At 38.9% G+C, this 15,094-nt stretch carries 20 protein-coding genes; 8 read left to right on the top strand and 12 right to left on the bottom strand.

Annotated features, from left to right (window positions below; translation table 11 throughout):
* The first annotated feature begins 23 nt into the window (after positions 1–23).
* Positions 24–1,085: an HNH endonuclease domain-containing protein gene (locus OQX62_RS16055; RefSeq protein ID WP_265832623.1), complete on the top strand. Its 1,062-nt coding sequence runs from the start codon at positions 24–26 to the stop codon at positions 1,083–1,085.
* 45 nt (positions 1,086–1,130) lie between these two features.
* Here the strand turns inward: OQX62_RS16055 and OQX62_RS16060 are convergent, their stop codons facing one another.
* From OQX62_RS16060 to OQX62_RS16085, 6 genes are all read right to left on the bottom strand, one after another.
* A complete protein-coding gene (locus OQX62_RS16060) occupies positions 1,131–1,544 on the bottom strand; it encodes a hypothetical protein (RefSeq protein WP_265832624.1) in 414 nt (137 codons plus the stop codon).
* A complete protein-coding gene (locus tag OQX62_RS16065; protein ID WP_265832625.1) occupies positions 1,510–2,301 on the bottom strand; it encodes a hypothetical protein in 792 nt (263 codons plus the stop codon). The genes OQX62_RS16060 and OQX62_RS16065 overlap by 35 nt, the downstream gene beginning before the upstream one ends.
* Before the next feature lie 63 nt (positions 2,302–2,364).
* Entirely contained in the window at positions 2,365–3,444 is a 1,080-nt protein-coding gene (locus OQX62_RS16070) for a PAS domain-containing protein (RefSeq protein ID WP_265832626.1), read from the bottom strand.
* Between the two features lie 67 nt (positions 3,445–3,511).
* Positions 3,512–4,021 carry an RNA polymerase sigma factor gene (locus OQX62_RS16075; RefSeq protein ID WP_265832627.1) on the bottom strand — a complete coding sequence of 170 codons (510 nt, stop codon included), beginning with the start codon at positions 4,019–4,021 and terminating at the stop codon, positions 3,512–3,514.
* Between the two features lie 517 nt (positions 4,022–4,538).
* On the bottom strand, positions 4,539–4,742 hold the full coding sequence (locus tag OQX62_RS16080; RefSeq protein ID WP_265832628.1) for a hypothetical protein: 204 nt from the start codon (positions 4,740–4,742) through the stop codon (positions 4,539–4,541).
* Positions 4,743–4,954: 212 nt separating this feature from the next.
* Positions 4,955–5,326, bottom strand: coding sequence for a helix-turn-helix domain-containing protein (locus OQX62_RS16085; RefSeq protein ID WP_265832629.1), 372 nt, complete (start codon positions 5,324–5,326; stop codon positions 4,955–4,957).
* 567 nt (positions 5,327–5,893) lie between these two features.
* Here OQX62_RS16085 and OQX62_RS16090 point away from each other — a divergent pair.
* From OQX62_RS16090 to OQX62_RS16100, 3 genes are all read left to right on the top strand, one after another.
* On the top strand, positions 5,894–6,259 hold the full coding sequence (locus OQX62_RS16090) for a hypothetical protein (RefSeq protein ID WP_265832630.1): 366 nt from the start codon (positions 5,894–5,896) through the stop codon (positions 6,257–6,259).
* Between the two features lie 42 nt (positions 6,260–6,301).
* A complete protein-coding gene (locus OQX62_RS16095) occupies positions 6,302–6,706 on the top strand; it encodes a hypothetical protein (RefSeq protein ID WP_265832631.1) in 405 nt (134 codons plus the stop codon).
* Between the two features lie 118 nt (positions 6,707–6,824).
* Entirely contained in the window at positions 6,825–7,103 is a 279-nt protein-coding gene (locus OQX62_RS16100; protein ID WP_265832632.1) for a hypothetical protein, read from the top strand.
* Between the two features lie 2 nt (positions 7,104–7,105).
* Here OQX62_RS16100 and OQX62_RS16105 read toward each other — a convergent pair whose 3' ends face one another.
* From OQX62_RS16105 to OQX62_RS16120, 4 genes are all read right to left on the bottom strand, one after another.
* On the bottom strand, positions 7,106–7,564 hold the full coding sequence (locus OQX62_RS16105; RefSeq protein ID WP_265832633.1) for a DUF6934 family protein: 459 nt from the start codon (positions 7,562–7,564) through the stop codon (positions 7,106–7,108).
* Between the two features lie 193 nt (positions 7,565–7,757).
* Positions 7,758–8,297 carry a DinB family protein gene (locus tag OQX62_RS16110; RefSeq protein WP_265832634.1) on the bottom strand — a complete coding sequence of 180 codons (540 nt, stop codon included), beginning with the start codon at positions 8,295–8,297 and terminating at the stop codon, positions 7,758–7,760.
* Between the two features lie 93 nt (positions 8,298–8,390).
* Positions 8,391–10,022 (bottom strand): response regulator, encoded by a 1,632-nt coding sequence (locus OQX62_RS16115; protein WP_265832636.1) that lies wholly within the window; start codon positions 10,020–10,022, stop codon positions 8,391–8,393.
* Positions 10,023–10,138: 116 nt separating this feature from the next.
* Complete coding sequence (locus tag OQX62_RS16120) at positions 10,139–10,399, bottom strand: hypothetical protein (RefSeq protein WP_265832637.1); 261 nt, start codon at positions 10,397–10,399, stop codon at positions 10,139–10,141.
* Positions 10,400–10,585: 186 nt separating this feature from the next.
* Here OQX62_RS16120 and OQX62_RS16125 point away from each other — a divergent pair, with 186 nt between their 5' ends.
* Positions 10,586–11,056 carry a BLUF domain-containing protein gene (locus OQX62_RS16125; protein ID WP_265832638.1) on the top strand — a complete coding sequence of 157 codons (471 nt, stop codon included), beginning with the start codon at positions 10,586–10,588 and terminating at the stop codon, positions 11,054–11,056.
* Positions 11,057–11,190: 134 nt separating this feature from the next.
* Here the strand turns inward: OQX62_RS16125 and OQX62_RS16130 are convergent, their stop codons facing one another.
* A complete protein-coding gene (locus OQX62_RS16130; protein ID WP_265832639.1) occupies positions 11,191–11,838 on the bottom strand; it encodes a hypothetical protein in 648 nt (215 codons plus the stop codon).
* 182 nt (positions 11,839–12,020) lie between these two features.
* A complete protein-coding gene (locus OQX62_RS16135) occupies positions 12,021–12,437 on the bottom strand; it encodes a winged helix-turn-helix transcriptional regulator (protein WP_265832640.1) in 417 nt (138 codons plus the stop codon).
* Positions 12,438–12,532: 95 nt separating this feature from the next.
* Here OQX62_RS16135 and OQX62_RS16140 point away from each other — a divergent pair, with 95 nt between their 5' ends.
* The 3 genes from OQX62_RS16140 to OQX62_RS16150 are packed head-to-tail and all read left to right on the top strand — an operon-like array spanning position 12,533 to position 15,080.
* Positions 12,533–13,261 (top strand): SDR family oxidoreductase, encoded by a 729-nt coding sequence (locus OQX62_RS16140; protein WP_265832641.1) that lies wholly within the window; start codon positions 12,533–12,535, stop codon positions 13,259–13,261.
* A 25-nt stretch (positions 13,262–13,286) separates the two neighbouring features.
* Positions 13,287–14,051 carry an SDR family oxidoreductase gene (locus tag OQX62_RS16145; protein WP_265832642.1) on the top strand — a complete coding sequence of 255 codons (765 nt, stop codon included), beginning with the start codon at positions 13,287–13,289 and terminating at the stop codon, positions 14,049–14,051.
* 12 nt (positions 14,052–14,063) lie between these two features.
* Complete coding sequence (locus OQX62_RS16150) at positions 14,064–15,080, top strand: NADP-dependent oxidoreductase (protein WP_265832643.1); 1,017 nt, start codon at positions 14,064–14,066, stop codon at positions 15,078–15,080.
* Positions 15,081–15,094: the final 14 nt, after the last annotated feature.

Consider the following 15,094-nt stretch of genomic DNA (forward strand, 5'->3'; position numbering starts at 1 on the left):
TCTTCGGGATCATCCTCTTCGATATGAACCAGCTGCCAGCAGATCAAACCGTTCCGGTTTCACTTTTATCCTCCTGCTTTAACAATACTTCAGCTACTTATAAATTTTACTGGTTCTTGTCTATTCTTGAAGCTGTAGAAAAGGGGCATTATCAAATCAAAAAACAGGGGCTTTTTGCCGGCATGGTGGCTAATGCCTGGTATACTATCAACTATTTCAACCTCTCCTTTGGTAAGCAGGATCGGTTGCAGAGAGCGATCAAACAAATCCTGAGTTTAGAGCATATCGCTATCGATGCTAAGAAAGAACAGATCATTGAAACACTAAGCAGAACCGCGAAGCCCGATACGATAAGACACCTGAGGTATTTTGACGGAGAGGTTCCCTATCGTTTTTTGAGTCCCTGGTTTAGCAGAATTAAAGGATCGAAGCACGAGATTTACCAACTATCGCAGGATTTCAGCAATGATTGCCTCTATACGGTAAACGAACATGAAGTGATCATCAATCCTAAATGGATTGCCTATCTGACTGAAAACAGCGGTATCCTGAAAGCTTTCTGTTACTGGCATTTGTGTATCTATCTGCAGAAGCATAATCCCAATGTGCCTGATATCGCCAACAAGCTCTTTAAAAGACCACAAAGAAGTGGTTTGCTGAAACAGCGGAAAGAGTTCTGGGATATTGTGATCAATAAGAGCGGGCCTGTTAAATGTATCTATACCGACACCTATCTCCATCTCAATGCATATGCTGTTGAACACTTTGTGCCTTTTGCCTTTGTATCCCATGACCTGATCTGGAATCTGATCCCTGCCGATAAACGTTTCAACTCCTCAAAATCTGATAAGCTGCCCATTATGGACAAACACTTTGACGCTTATTTTGAACTGCAGGAACTGGCGATGAAAACTATATTTGACTTGTCGCCCGCCAATAAATTGCTGCAGGATTATCTAACCATACTACCCGATTTAAATGCATTAAACAGCCTAAACAGAGAAACTTTAAAGATCAGGTTCAGGGAAAATATTCAGCCACTGATTACTATTGCCGCAAATAATGGGTTTCAGTATATGAGCTAGTTACCTCCCACTGGCTGATTTGAAAAAGTTGAATTGATACTTAAGTTAATTGGCTATTTGGCTACGCTTATAATCCTTGATGAAATGAATCAGATTTCTTTTCTCACAATCATCCAAACTATCCAATTTTCTTTTGAAAAGTGGTGATGAGGATTCTTTATACATACCACTATGGCCACCTATAAATATAAAATTACTTATCTTTAAACTGTCCATCGCTGCCAACTCAGTTAATGTCGGAACGTTTTCCTCAAATCTCGGAACATCACCTCTTAAATGGCAATAACGGCATTCTCCCATTTTCGCCATAACTGCATCGCCAAATGACAGGCTCAACTGACACGAATCAATTTTGACGGCTAAAACCTTTTCATTTGTATGATGGGAATTATTACAAGCCAGTAAGCAACAACCTATTATTATGCTACCTAAATTTCGCTTTATTGTATATAAAACCATTGGATTTATCATTTAAAAAGGTTCTTAACTGATTAGCTGTATTATATCCGGGATTAGAATAACTTCCTTTAGTCATATCCCGAAGATCATACATAATAAATTTATTCATTGCCGCTTTCTCATTATTTGTGATGTTACTTCCTACTCTCCCTAAATGATACATCAATCTATTCTCCATCCCTGATTCTTCCAAGTCGGGAAGACCTAATGTATGAAAGAATTCGTGAACACCAATAAGATAGTTTTTTTCCCATTCTTTATAAATAACAGCTGCAGGTCCACCATTTTTTTTTGCAAGACCACCAGATACATATTTTCTACCGTACATATCTGTGAAACGATGCCCAATACCATCTACTAATGCTAATACGAAATCATTGCCAGCTAACTGACTTAAGCTATTAATCTGAATCAATTTAGCAGTGTAATTAAAATTGTACTTTAAACTGTAAGTACGCTGTTTATTAGTGAATGTATTTTTGACTGAACTATACTCATAAAAAATAATCTGATCACTGTCAGCGCCACCTCGCAGCTTATTCATAATTGTTTGTTCAGATGATTTCATTAAACTTTGGATACGAAAAGCACCCAAGGTAGTCAGATCTAAAACTTTTAGTGTGATCAAAATATCGCCAGTTAAAGTTAAAAGTCCCGTCCGATTATCATTTATTTTTAGATTGCTAGCTACGATCCCCCCTGAAAGCGGTTTAGTTTGTGATGCTAATATTTCTCTCTCGAAGTTTTCTAAAAACATATTTTTTTTGAATAATCATTCTATAATAATCTTGTTAAGACACTTAAATTTATACTACCCCCACTACCCCCCATTTTTAATATAAACCTTAAAATTTGATCCATTTCCCAGCTCACTCTCAACTGTAATTTTGCCACCGGCCAGTTTGATGATTTCCCTGATCAGGTAAAGTCCGATACCCGATCCATCTACATCCAATGCAATCCTTTCATACTTGGTGAAGATCTTTTCAAAGTCTTGCTCAGCAATGCCCCGGCCATTATCCACTACTGTAATAACGGTGAAATCCTCTTCCTGAGAAACGTCAATAAGGATTTTAAGCGGACGATTAATGTCGCGGTATTTGATTGCATTATTAATCAGGTTGTAAAGAATACTGCGCAACTTACGGCGCACAAAGATAATCTCCGACTGGTTTATTTTGCTTTTGATTACCGTACCCGATTCTAATATTTGCGGGGCCAGGGTTAGCCTCACATCTTCCAAGATATGCTCAAAATTCAACAGCTCTTCCACCGCTTTATAACGGTTATTAAACTGGCGGGAGTCGGTCAGGTCATGGATAATGTCCTTCATCTTCAACAAACTGTTCTCCACCTTTTCCAGTAAAACAGGAAACCTGGCCATACCTTTTTCAGGAATCTTCTTCAGCATCTCAATAGTGAGACCCAAACTTGTCAGCGGCGTTTTGATATCGTGGGAAATGGTATCCAATAAAAGTTCATGCTCCGATATCAGCTTTTCCTGCTCCTTCAGATCGCGGATCCTGGAGGTAATATCCACAAAGGTGATGATCACTCCATTCGTCCTGCTTCCTTTTTCAATAATATAAGGCAGGATATTCATCTGGAACCAACGGAGGTCTGTCGTCTGAATCTCTTTCTCCAGAATATCACCAGTAGTAATTACTTGCTGGATATTCTCCATAATGCTATGAAAACGAAAGTTGTCTCTGATGTCTTCTATAGAACGGCCAACATCATCTAAACGCAGATTAAATTGCTTCATTGCCGGTGGTGTGAACTTCCGCAAAACCATGTTGGCATCTACAAAGAGCTGCGGGATAATGGTATTCCTGAAATAGTTTTCCAGCTCGTCGTTGAGTTCAATCAGCGCACTGATTTGCTGCGTTTTATTCTCCATAAGCTTTCGAAAAGATTATATTCTGTCCTTTCGCGACCAAGGTAATGATATTGCATCAAACTATTTGCTAATTGATTTTATACATCTTTAACGTATCCTGCAATAATTTTCTGGCTACATGAATCCGCGTTTTTACCGTTCCAAGGGGAATATTAAGTTCTGCTGCAATTTCATGGTATTTATAGCCTTCAAAAAATTTAATAAAAGGTACTGAATAGGCAGGAGAAAGCTGATTAAAAGCTTTGTGGATGTCTTCATTGATAAAGCTGTTTGTACCAGTATTAGAACTGGCGCTATTTATTAGCTGAAAAGATAACAGATCAGTAGTTGTGTCAATCACTTTATCACGTAGTCCCTGTCTTCTGTAATCATTGATGAAAGTATTCCTCATAATCGTATACAACCAGGCTTTTAAATTCGTACCTTCTTTATACAGGTTTTCGTAACGAATCGCCTTAAGGAAAGTATCCTGAACCAGATCATTGGCATCGTCTTCATTCCTGGTAAAAGCCAAAGCAAATTTAGAAAGTGACGATTTATGCGAGTTGATGTCGAAATTAAGGGATATGTTTTTCATAGGTAAATAGATTAAAATTAGCAATGGTAGTTGCATTTTTCGTATATCAATATGTGTACCAACTGCACAATCAGCGCTCTATATTCCCTTGTGTTATAAATCCAGATATCTCCTCTTTACGCTGTCTGATTCACTCTTAATATTGCTCACAGATGGTCTAAAGGCATTATTAACAGGAATTAATTACCTGAAAAATAGTGGATTTTATTAAATCTATTTGTGTAACCCGCAGTTTTGAAAAGGGAAAATAAACGTGTTTGTTCATCAGGACAATTGTCCAAAATACCTTAATCCTGTAAAAAACAGCAACACCGTTAATCAATTTGACCAAACAGAATGTTGAAAACAGAAAAATTTGCACTTGATAAATAAGTAAGGGCCCTGTACCCCTACAGAGCCCTTTTTCAGATTTCAGGTCTGAGAAATGAGGAACTTAAACTTAGCAATTAAGTATTTAATTTGCAAGCGTATAAACCACGGTTTTGATTATTTTTGAAGGCCGGAATACTATTGCTGTTCAGGCTTCAAGCGGATATAGTTTTCTTAAGATAATCTTGCGTTCAATCGACCTTTTAGTTTCCGATTGAATGAGCGATTCCAATTCTATAAGGGTTGCATCTTTCATGCATTCCCAGAGTTTGAGCGCCAGTTCACGACTACCTTTCGGTAAATTGGTAATGGCTTGGTTGATGAGTTCAGACGGTTTATCATTTGTTTTCATATATATCCTCTATTAAACCTTTTCCGGCGTTTTACAGTAAAATGGAAAAGGGAAATAATGATTATTACGCAACATACTTGTTACACATTCTATATTGGTAACGCAGTAATTGCTGATATATGATATTTGTCTACGTTATTTTTTAATTTAATGTACATGATCTGACAAAGAAATATGTCCAGACAGCAATTTTTTGCCGATGATGCTGTTCATCATCCCAGTCTCTCGCGGTTGAGATTTTCAAGCTCTTCATAGAGGTCAATTAACTTTCTTTGAATTTTGATAATGTCCTGCTCTCGCTGCGCTATAGTTGCTTTTAAGTTTGTAATTATCGTTAACTGTGTCTTAGTATCTAATCCTTTTTCTTTCACTCCGAATGACAATTCTGCAACCGGGACTTCAAATAAGTTAGCAATTTGCTTTAAACGCGCCGTATTTATATCAGTGATCCCCGTTTCAATTTTAGAAAATGCCGGTATGGAAATACCAAGCCGGACAGCAACGTCACGTTGAGTCCAGTTCTGCTTTAATCTGAGCTCCTTAACTTTCTTACCAATTGCGTTATTAAAATTTTCTTTTTCCATACGAAAAGTTTTATTGATACAGATACTACAAAAAATTCAAACGCAAGGTACATATTTTTATAAAAATTAAAAATTTTAGTAAGGTTTGATATTTAATGTTAAAAACACAAAAATTGTTCATCGTTGGACAATAGCCACTACTGTTCTATTCGCATAGATTCATCTTCAAATTGCTGACGAACACAATTAGCGTTGTTTTTCTGCAAGTTGATCCTGAATAAAAAAACATACCTGAAAGTTTTTTTACCCATTTTGATATGGATTACAACTCTTAAAGAAGGCCCAACATATCTTCCTGATTAAAGAAGCTATCATTTAAAGGTGATCCTGCGGTAGTAACTAACGCAGGATAACTAATTTCTGAATGTTATATATTTTCATTCAGCTTTTGGATTTGTAAAATCGTGATGATTTCCATAAAGTTATCACAATGCTGCAACAGGGAGTCATGCACTTGCTTTAAATGCGACGGAAGGCTTAAGTGATGGGTAAGAAAACAATTTACTTATTTCTAACGTTTTAAGCCATAACATGTATATCAGTATGATCTATAGAACTAAGCTTCTTATGCTTTTCACAATCTGCTTACTAAGTCTTGGTGCAGCAAAATTAACAGCACAGGAAATCAGAGCAAACAATCCCAAAGAGAAAAAAGTTCTTTTGCTTATCGCAGCTCTGCCAGAGGTGAAGGAACGGGCAGCTCATATCAAGCGTGTAAGTCAGGGAAAAAACCAGATTACCCTGATGGTGAGTGCCGAGCCGGAATTATCGATCCCCTACTATCAGGTCAATGTAAATGACAATGCCCCAAGCTATAAAAACTATTACCAATTTGCAGTAGATCCCAAAACTTATGAGATTTTCTACTATGATGCAGTAAAAAACCGTCAATATACTTTGGCTGAGTGGAGAAAGATCAGGAAACAGCAATAAGCCTGCTAACATTTGTGTACGGTGGATTATACAGTGAGGGCAATGAATAAAAGAGAATCAACAATTATCTTAGGCTTCTTACTGCTGCTCTTAATCCCGGTTCTATGGCTAACTTATGAGTCAGTCAGTAAAATAAGTACTGTGTTTATCTTCCATCGCAATGATTATGTGATCACCCAATCTATGCTTACCAAAAACGTATGTAAAAAATACGGTGGAGGGGCCCGGTTTGACATCAATTATAAAGGCGATACGGTTGAGGGCAGTGACGGGTGCCGCTTATTGGCGGATAAGGGTGATTTTGTGAAGATTTACTTCAATAAGAATAACCTTTATGATAATGGAATCGTGAAAGAATTGATCACCCTATGTTGTGGACGTATATTTTTACTTTTTGTATTAAGCATTCTGTTTTTTAAGAGAGTGACTAAATACCATCATCTCTAGTATAAAATTCGAATGATGTCTCCGATATAATGCTTTAATAATCCCCTTTGTTACTATTATTGGGATTTTTATTAAACTATTTAATTCATTATCTTTGTAGTATATAACAAGCGTGGTTATGGCAACATCAAAGGCATTTAAAAACAAGGTATCCAGTAAACGTAACCCATCTGCGAAGATGAATACGGCGGCTGTGGGCAATGCTTGGTTATACGGAAATCCTATTGGTATTTCTCACAATTCCAGATTGAGACAGCTTATACCTAAAAGTGCTGCAGCTATAAAAGTAGTTGTTCTACAAATCAATTCTAACTTAGATAAAATAGCCACAGGACCGTTAAATGATAAAGCTTCTGCTGCCAAAAGTATGTTTGCAAAATATCGCAAACATCACTAGCACTATTTTCTGGTAAATATTAATGCAGTGTAGTTTTTACCAATTTGAAAAGTTTCTCTAACTAATATCTCATCATATTTGTCTATAATAAGGCCCTCAATAAAGAAGGTTTTTATCAGAATTTCCAGATACCTATTTACACCCATTTGATATTTTCTAGAGCGCACGGTATTACTTCCTCGAAAGTAAATTTTTCTTTCAGGGAATCTTTCGCTGTATATCAATCCTATATATGCAACTGTTTCCAATACTGTGTCCATATCACCGTTTTTGGATTCACTATTAAAGTCTTGTGTTCCATCTTTCAATACTGTACATAGTGCCAAATTATATAGTTGCTCAGACTCATCAATGAGATCGAATATTGCTCTTTTTTTGAGAGAGTTCTTGCCAACACTCTCAAAATCAAAGATCTGAAAATTGCTAGATGTTTCTAAGTTCAGATATGGATTTATTGACATTCAACAAATATACCCAACGCAGAGACACAATTAGTAATTTAAAAGATATTTAATTAATCAAAATAAACATAATAAGGAATCAATTAGAATGAAACCCACTCAATTATAGAATAAATGAATTATCTACACGATCAAATACTTCCCAATGACCTTTAAATAGATTTTCGAAAGAGAGTGACTAAATACCGCAAGCTCAGCCCTGCAAGGCCAGATTAATATGCGCCAAATGGTGTTTCAAATGCCAGGCCGACATCGCAACAGCCTGTGCCTGATTAATATCAAATGCCCTTAGCGGATGAAAATATGCGATTTGCAACTGCTCATCAGATAACGACCTGATCAGATATACATACCTTTTAGTGATACCTTCAAGCATCAGTAATGAATCTTCAATAGGCGCATGACTTCCATCCGGTGTACTTACCCACCCGTCCATATTAATCAGCGTCACCTCCTGGTAGTCCGACTCGGTTAAAGCTCTTTTCATGCGTAAAAAGTGGAGTAACTGAATATCTGCAACATGATGAATTAACTGCTGAATGTTCCAGCTTGCCGGACGATAGGTTTTGGAGAAATCCTCTATCTGTATAGAGCCTGCAAGCTTTTTATATGCAGCAGGTGCATTTTCTATATCTTTTATAAGTGAATTAAATTCATCAGCACCGTATGCGTCTTTTTTTACAAAAGCGCCTATAGGGAATTTGAAGAGATCAAGGTTAGCGGGATTTACCATGTGCTAAAACTAGCATCAATTTTTATAGATGAAATCATGGCTTCGTCAAATTGTTACAATACCGCTCAATAAGTATATACTTTCCTGATAGGGCTAACCCGCAGACGGGTTCGCTCGCCCCTTTGTCATACTCACTATTTTCTGATGCAAAATTTGCGGATGGAAAGGTTTTTCCAGGAAGTCATTCACCCCTGCATCCAATGCTTCCTTCTGCTCATGCTCAATCACGGACGCAGAAAAGGAGATAATCGGAATGTTATTTTTGCCTTCCGGCAATTCCGTTCTTATTTTGCGGGTGGACTCAATACCATTCATTACCGGCATATGTGTATCCATCAATACCAGATCGTATTTCTGCGCAGCTACCTTATGGAATGCTTCCAAACCATTTAGCGCGCAATCCACCTTTACATTCCATTGCTGCAAAATCCTGATCGCTACAAACTGGTTTATCACATTGTCTTCCACCAACAAGACGCGCACATGTGATAAATCACTGAGTTCATCAGCTGTCGGGCTCAGGGGTTGTTCAATTTCAGTGACGAGATCATTTGCATGCTCAAACAAAGCCGTGAAAATAAAACTCGTTCCCTCTCCAAGAACACTATTTACTGTGATACTTCCACCCATTAATTCTGCTAAGCGCTTCACAATGCTCAGGCCTAAACCCGTACCGCCAAACTTCTGCCATGATTTGTCCTGCACCTGCTCAAAACGTTCAAAAATTTCCTTGATCGCATTTTCAGGGATGCCCAGACCAGAATCTTTGACCGTAAACTCCAGGGCAGTACGTCCGTCATTTATCTCTCCCACTTTCAAGGTCACTACTACTTGTCCGGCCACAGTGAATTTGATCGCATTGTTAATCAAATTCATCAGAATCTGATTCAGTCTCAGCGCATCTGCTTTAACCCAGGCTGGCACCTCGCCTATAATGTTGTGATGTAAAACCAAACCTTTTTCGACCGCCAATGGACGCATGGTATCTGCAACAGACATAAATAAAGCAGTAACATCTATAGCTGTCACATCCAGATTAATCTTACCTGCATCTATCTGGAAACTCTCCAGCACATCATTCACTATTCCTAATAATGCATGAGAAGAGAAATCCATTAGTCTGATCATTTCCTTTTGCTGATCGTCCAGTTCTGAAGTTTTTAACAGGTTCGTAATACCCACTATCGCATTTAAAGGCGTCCTGATTTCATGACTCATATTGGCCAGGAAGTTCTCTTTTATCTCTTTACCTTTTTTAGCTTCTTCAACTGCCTGGAACAAATCCTTCTGATAAAATTCCAGTTCTTTATTTTTCTTCTCTACCTCCCGCTGATAATTAACCAGCGTCAGCAGTGAAGTGATTTTTGCATTGGTGATATGCATATCCAATGGCTTAAACAGGTAGTCGACCGCGCCGCTGCTTAGCCCTAAAAACACCTCTTCCGAGCTCATGGAATAACCAGTCATCAATATTACCACCACATTCTCCGTTAAAGGATTCTGTTTAATCTGATTCAGCAGCTCAAATCCGGACAGTCCCGGCATTTTTACATCAATCAAAGCAATAGAAATGTCTTCCGCCAGACAAATGTCTACCACCTCACCGGGTACGTTGGACGTAATGATATTAACTTCAGGACGGTCTAAAACTTCTTTTAAAATGGTGAGATTACTGACGTTATCATCAACAAGGAGGATATTAACAGGATTTTGAGATAACGACATATGAGGCAAGTAACAATGTTTAGGTATGTAGTCAGAGAGCTAAACAAACACTATACCATGATCTGGCTGTTTACTAAATTGATTTATATTATTAGCTGATACCCAACCTATAATTTTCAACCTGAAGTCTGATCTGCAGCCACCAATTTACAAACAGCCATTCCCTTCTGTCTTACCGATCTGTTCCAGGACACAATTTCAACCCTGGCTGCTGATCCGTTAAGGGAAGCATAGTGATCACTGCGGTTTTCAAATTCAACGTAAAATTTCTTTCCGTCTAACTTACAGATCAGTTGCGGATAGGGCTGTTTCACCTGCGCATCAATCAATTCCGGTATACAATCTTTGCCCGCGTAGGAAATGATCCAAACTTTCATTGCGCAAAAATACTAAAGCATACTCACTATTGTCAACATATCTCAAATCTATTCCCTGATATAGCGTTGATAAGATGAAATAACCTACTGTGACAACTTATTCCAGCTCCAACTAATGCAGTGAATGTTGACCGGAATGAGGTAAAATTTCAGCTAATTTATTATTTTTCCAAAAAAATATAAATTATGGTATTTTACTTAATTTACATCAGCAAATCTGCTGAGTTAATGAGTGAACAACAACTGAAAGAGATCCTCACACAATCAAGAGTGCGTAATACACGTCTTAATATCACGGGATTGTTATTATATGTAGAAGGAAAATTCCTCGATGTTACAAAACATCAGGTTCCCAGGAAAATGAGCGGCCGTTTTATACAAGTACTGGAGGGTAATGAATCCGACGTTAGAGCGTTGTACGATTTGATTCAACGTGATCCAAAGCATACAAATCACATTGTACTTAAAGAAGAGATGATACCCGGCAGAAATTTTGGAGAATGGGCAATGGGTTGCTGTGCAGCAAGTATTGAGCAGCAACATGCTGGCTTTGCAGACCTGGAAAATGTTTTTCTGGAATCGGGAGGAGAGGAAATTTGCAACAGGCCACTCGCCTTTTTAGCTTCGTTTTACCAGATGAGCAAGATGAAGCTCTAATCAGCCAGGTTGCAAATCATGATCCTGCCTCCGCTTCCTGCATTCCGCTAAGCTACGACGTTCATTCCACCTGTGCTCTTGAGATCACATCCGCAGCAGACGAGTCAGCTTGCTGATCTGATTTTTAAGCTGTGTTATGGCCGCATGTTTTGTATGATGGCTTTGAATTTTTTGATATTTGCTGAATCTATCCTGTTTTCCGGATTATTGATATAGTCCTGCATCGCGGCGATATAACGCTTTCTGAACTCAGCATTTTCCGGACTGAAATCATATTTCGTCTTTTCTTTCTCCACTACTTTCAGATGATCATAATTGATCCTGCGTTTTCCATAGTCAGACTTATCAGACATGATCACAATATTTTTCTCAAAACCAGGGATATAGCGGATCACAAAAGGCTGTTTCTCTGCCGGAATCAGGATGTTATTGCGGATCGGATAAATAGCTACATTACTTGTTGTGAATTGTGTTTCTACTGACTTGCCTTCTGCAGTCTTCATCAGCAGGCTGTATTCCCAGATATACTGTTCATTCATCATTGAGCTGGTTTCCTCTGCCGACGTGATGATGGCTATACCATCTGTACCGAATTTGGCCAGAAACCAGGCATTATACAATGGCCCGATAAAAAAGTTGACCACAGAAAATATAAACGTTAACACCATAAACCGCTTCCCCAATTTCCACAGGTAAAGTATAAAACCGATAATATTGACAGCAAAAAAGGCCAGAATCGAGTGCTGAGCCAGAAAATAGAATAGCATTGACAGTACCTGCATGGTGCAAAATAGTAATAATGATGTAAGGAGAAAAATTTCTTTGAGCGGCCTGTAAAATATTTTCAAACGATGAAAAGCTTAGCTATGCGGCGCACCGAATAACCACAGGCTAAGCTTGAATATGCTTTATCATCAAGATCGTATATATCTCGCCCTTTTCCGCCAGTACTGCTTTCTGCAGGCTATTCTGCATGCGCCAATAATTCTGCTTTTTTATTTCTCAGGAAAGCTTCTTTGTCTTTTTTTACTTCTTCCAGCATTTCTTTTCTTGAGGCTGGCAGCGTAAAATACCGATCAGCCCATAAATTGATTTCAATCATTAAGGGCAGTAAATCAATTCCTTTTTCGGTAAGCCTGTATAACACTTTTGCTTTGCTCTGGGGATGGTCTTTTTTAGTGATTACCCCGGCGCTTTCCAGCATTTGTAATCGTGAAGCCAAAATATTAGTCGCTATTTTTTCCTCCGATTTCAGGAAATCGCCATAAGTACATTCTTTAGCAAACATCAAATCCCTAACAATGAGCAACGACCATTTGTCTCCCCAAATATCCAATGAGCTGCTAATAGGGCATTCAGACCTCTTTTTTATATCTATCATAAAATAATTTTAAAAATCACTTGCAAAATGAAAGTTGTTTATATATTTGCACTTGCATAATGCAAGCGAATTTACACAATTAAATTAGAGATACAATGAAAACAAGTGGAAATACAGTATTCATCAGCGGTGGAAGTGCCGGAATAGGCCTGGCCATCGCCAAAAAACTAAGTGCGGCAGGAAACAGAATTATCATCAACGGACGCAGCGAAGAACGTCTTCAAAGTGCACTGAAAGAACTGGATAATGCCGTTGCTATTCAGGGCGACCTATCTGTAAAAGCAGACAGAGTGCGCATTGCGGCAGACCTGAAAACAAATTATCCGGAGCTGAATATCATTATCAATAACGCCGGATCTGCCTTTATGAACGACTTAAGTGACGTTAATAATAATTCAGCAGAAAAAGCTGCGCAGGAAATCAATACCAATTACATCAGCGTAATTGATTTTACCACACTTACTTTACCACTGCTTTTAGCGCAGGAAGAGGCTGCAATCGTCAATGTTTCTTCCATAGTTGTATTTAGGTCCAACAAATATTTACCTACCTACGCCGCGAGCAAAGCAGCACTGCACAGTTATACGCAAGGGCTGAGAGATGCACTTGCTACAAACGACAGTTTAAATGTTTATGAGTTATATCCACCTTTGGTCAATACCGAATTTTCAGCAGAGATAGGTGGCGCAAATGGCATCCCTCCGTCAGAAGTAGCAGATGAACTATTCGCCGCTCTGGAGAAAAATCAGTTTGAAGTTCCGGTAGGTGATACCAAAAAAATACATGCTCTGGTAAATCCTATTACTGAGCAGGCACCCCATTAATCAACAGGTATAATCTCGCATCGAAATGAACTTAAAAGGAAAAATAGTGCTCATTACCGGCGGAGCATCGGGAATTGGATTGGAAGCAACAAAGCAATTTCTGGAAATCGGTGCCCGGGTGATCATTACCGGCAGAAATCAGGATAAATTAGACGCTGTAAAACAAACTATGCCTTCGGTAACCGTCATCAAAAGCGATGTTGAAAAGGAAGAAGACGCGTATGCGCTCTTTACACAAGTCACAGCGCTGGGCGGTATTGATATATTGTACCATAATGCAGGTGTTGGTAGTCCCGCCCTCAACCTGGGTATCACTAATGACCAGATTCTGGAGAATGCTGTTTATGAGATGAAAGTGAATTATTTCGGTGTCATCAGACTGAACAACCTGTTTATGGATATGCTGAAGTCCAGAAACCAGGCGGCAATCATTATCACTACCTCCATCCTTAGCCTGGTTCCCGCCCTGGAAGAACCTACTTATTCTGCATCCAAAGTAGCTTTGAGTTTCTATACCAAGCTCTTAAGAAAAAACCTGGAAATACTTGGCAGTGGTTTAAAGGTCTTTGAATTGTTGCCACCCCTTGTAGCAACAGAGATGACAGCCAAAAGGAATGATAAAAAGATAACTACACATGACCTGGTGAAGGCACTCCTTTCAGGGATCAAAAACGATCAATTGACCATTCGTGTTGGCGACACAAAAATAATATATGTGCTCAGCAGATTATTTCCAGGCTTAGCCTTTAACCTTGTTAATCCTAAAAAAATATACGCTCAACTCAGGTAACCGATATCAATTATGAAAGCATTTACAATCACAAAATACGGTAAAAAAGAGGAGCTGCAGTTAGCTGATGTCGCTACCCCTATCCTGAAGGACAATGAAGTGCTGGTGAAAATCCATGCTGCCGGCCTCAATCTGCTCGATGCTAAAATAAAGTCCGGTGAATTCAAAATGATCCTGCCTTACAAATTACCACTCATTTTAGGTCACGATGTAGCCGGCGCCATTACCCAGGTTGGAAAAAACGTAAAGCAGTTCAGGGTTGGAGATGAAGTTTATTCACGTCCGTCCGATTTCAGCATCGGTACATTTGCAGAATTTATTGCCATTGACCACAGAGATATAGCCCTTAAGCCGAAGAACCTTTCCATGGAAGAAGCAGCATCTATTCCTCTGGTTGCCCTCACTGCATGGCAGGCTCTGGTAGAAAAGGCGAATCTCCAAAAAGGACAAAAAGTATTTATTCAGGCAGGCTCAGGCGGTGTAGGCACTATTGCGATACAACTGGCGAAACATCTTGGGGCAACGGTGGCTACCACTGCCAGTGAGAAAAGCTTTGAAATGCTGAAGAAGCTCGGCGCAGACGTGGTGATCGATTACAAAAAGGAAGATTTTGAAACCATTCTGAAAGATTATGATGTGGTGCTGAACAGCCAGGACACAAAAACGCTTGAAAAATCACTTCGGATGCTGAAACCCGGTGGAAAGGCGATTTCTATCTCGGGACCACCGACACCAGATTTTGCCAGGGCAATTTCTGCTCCATGGTTTGTGAAGATCATCCTGTCGCTCATCAGCTGGGGTATCCGCAGCAAATCAAAGAAACTTGAGGTAGACTATTCGTTTCTATTTATGCAGGCTAACGGGGAACAATTACAAGAGATTTCAAAACTCATTGAACAGCAGGCGATAAGACCGGTGATAGACCGTGTATTTCCCTTTGAACAGACTAATGAAGCCTTAAAATATGTAGAGAGCGGGCATGCAAAAGGAAAAGTAGTGGTTAAAATGGAATCGTACAAGAAGTTCTAACGAACCTCTTGTAT

Source organism: Pedobacter sp. MR2016-24, from assembly GCF_026239655.1.
Lineage (GTDB): Bacteria > Bacteroidota > Bacteroidia > Sphingobacteriales > Sphingobacteriaceae > Pedobacter.

What these genes read in the sequence shown, in the direction of transcription:
- OQX62_RS16080 (WP_265832628.1), bottom strand. Translation starts at nt 4,742, where the DNA reads ATGAAAACAAATGATAAACCGTCTGAACTCATCAACCAAGCCATTACC.
- OQX62_RS16090 (WP_265832630.1), top strand. Translation starts at nt 5,894, where the DNA reads ATGCTTTTCACAATCTGCTTACTAAGTCTTGGTGCAGCAAAATTAACA.
- OQX62_RS16060 (WP_265832624.1), bottom strand. Translation starts at nt 1,544, where the DNA reads ATGGTTTTATATACAATAAAGCGAAATTTAGGTAGCATAATAATAGGT.
- OQX62_RS16065 (WP_265832625.1), bottom strand. Translation starts at nt 2,301, where the DNA reads ATGTTTTTAGAAAACTTCGAGAGAGAAATATTAGCATCACAAACTAAA.
- OQX62_RS16150 (WP_265832643.1), top strand. Translation starts at nt 14,064, where the DNA reads ATGAAAGCATTTACAATCACAAAATACGGTAAAAAAGAGGAGCTGCAG.
- OQX62_RS16095 (WP_265832631.1), top strand. Translation starts at nt 6,302, where the DNA reads ATGAATAAAAGAGAATCAACAATTATCTTAGGCTTCTTACTGCTGCTC.
- OQX62_RS16120 (WP_265832637.1), bottom strand. Translation starts at nt 10,399, where the DNA reads ATGAAAGTTTGGATCATTTCCTACGCGGGCAAAGATTGTATACCGGAA.
- OQX62_RS16125 (WP_265832638.1), top strand. Translation starts at nt 10,586, where the DNA reads ATGGTATTTTACTTAATTTACATCAGCAAATCTGCTGAGTTAATGAGT.
- OQX62_RS16130 (WP_265832639.1), bottom strand. Translation starts at nt 11,838, where the DNA reads ATGCAGGTACTGTCAATGCTATTCTATTTTCTGGCTCAGCACTCGATT.
- OQX62_RS16140 (WP_265832641.1), top strand. Translation starts at nt 12,533, where the DNA reads ATGAAAACAAGTGGAAATACAGTATTCATCAGCGGTGGAAGTGCCGGA.
- OQX62_RS16075 (WP_265832627.1), bottom strand. Translation starts at nt 4,021, where the DNA reads ATGAAAAACATATCCCTTAATTTCGACATCAACTCGCATAAATCGTCA.
- OQX62_RS16135 (WP_265832640.1), bottom strand. Translation starts at nt 12,437, where the DNA reads ATGATAGATATAAAAAAGAGGTCTGAATGCCCTATTAGCAGCTCATTG.
- OQX62_RS16100 (WP_265832632.1), top strand. Translation starts at nt 6,825, where the DNA reads ATGGCAACATCAAAGGCATTTAAAAACAAGGTATCCAGTAAACGTAAC.
- OQX62_RS16070 (WP_265832626.1), bottom strand. Translation starts at nt 3,444, where the DNA reads ATGGAGAATAAAACGCAGCAAATCAGTGCGCTGATTGAACTCAACGAC.
- OQX62_RS16145 (WP_265832642.1), top strand. Translation starts at nt 13,287, where the DNA reads ATGAACTTAAAAGGAAAAATAGTGCTCATTACCGGCGGAGCATCGGGA.
- OQX62_RS16110 (WP_265832634.1), bottom strand. Translation starts at nt 8,297, where the DNA reads ATGGTAAATCCCGCTAACCTTGATCTCTTCAAATTCCCTATAGGCGCT.
- OQX62_RS16085 (WP_265832629.1), bottom strand. Translation starts at nt 5,326, where the DNA reads ATGGAAAAAGAAAATTTTAATAACGCAATTGGTAAGAAAGTTAAGGAG.
- OQX62_RS16055 (WP_265832623.1), top strand. Translation starts at nt 24, where the DNA reads ATGAACCAGCTGCCAGCAGATCAAACCGTTCCGGTTTCACTTTTATCC.
- OQX62_RS16105 (WP_265832633.1), bottom strand. Translation starts at nt 7,564, where the DNA reads ATGTCAATAAATCCATATCTGAACTTAGAAACATCTAGCAATTTTCAG.
- OQX62_RS16115 (WP_265832636.1), bottom strand. Translation starts at nt 10,022, where the DNA reads ATGTCGTTATCTCAAAATCCTGTTAATATCCTCCTTGTTGATGATAAC.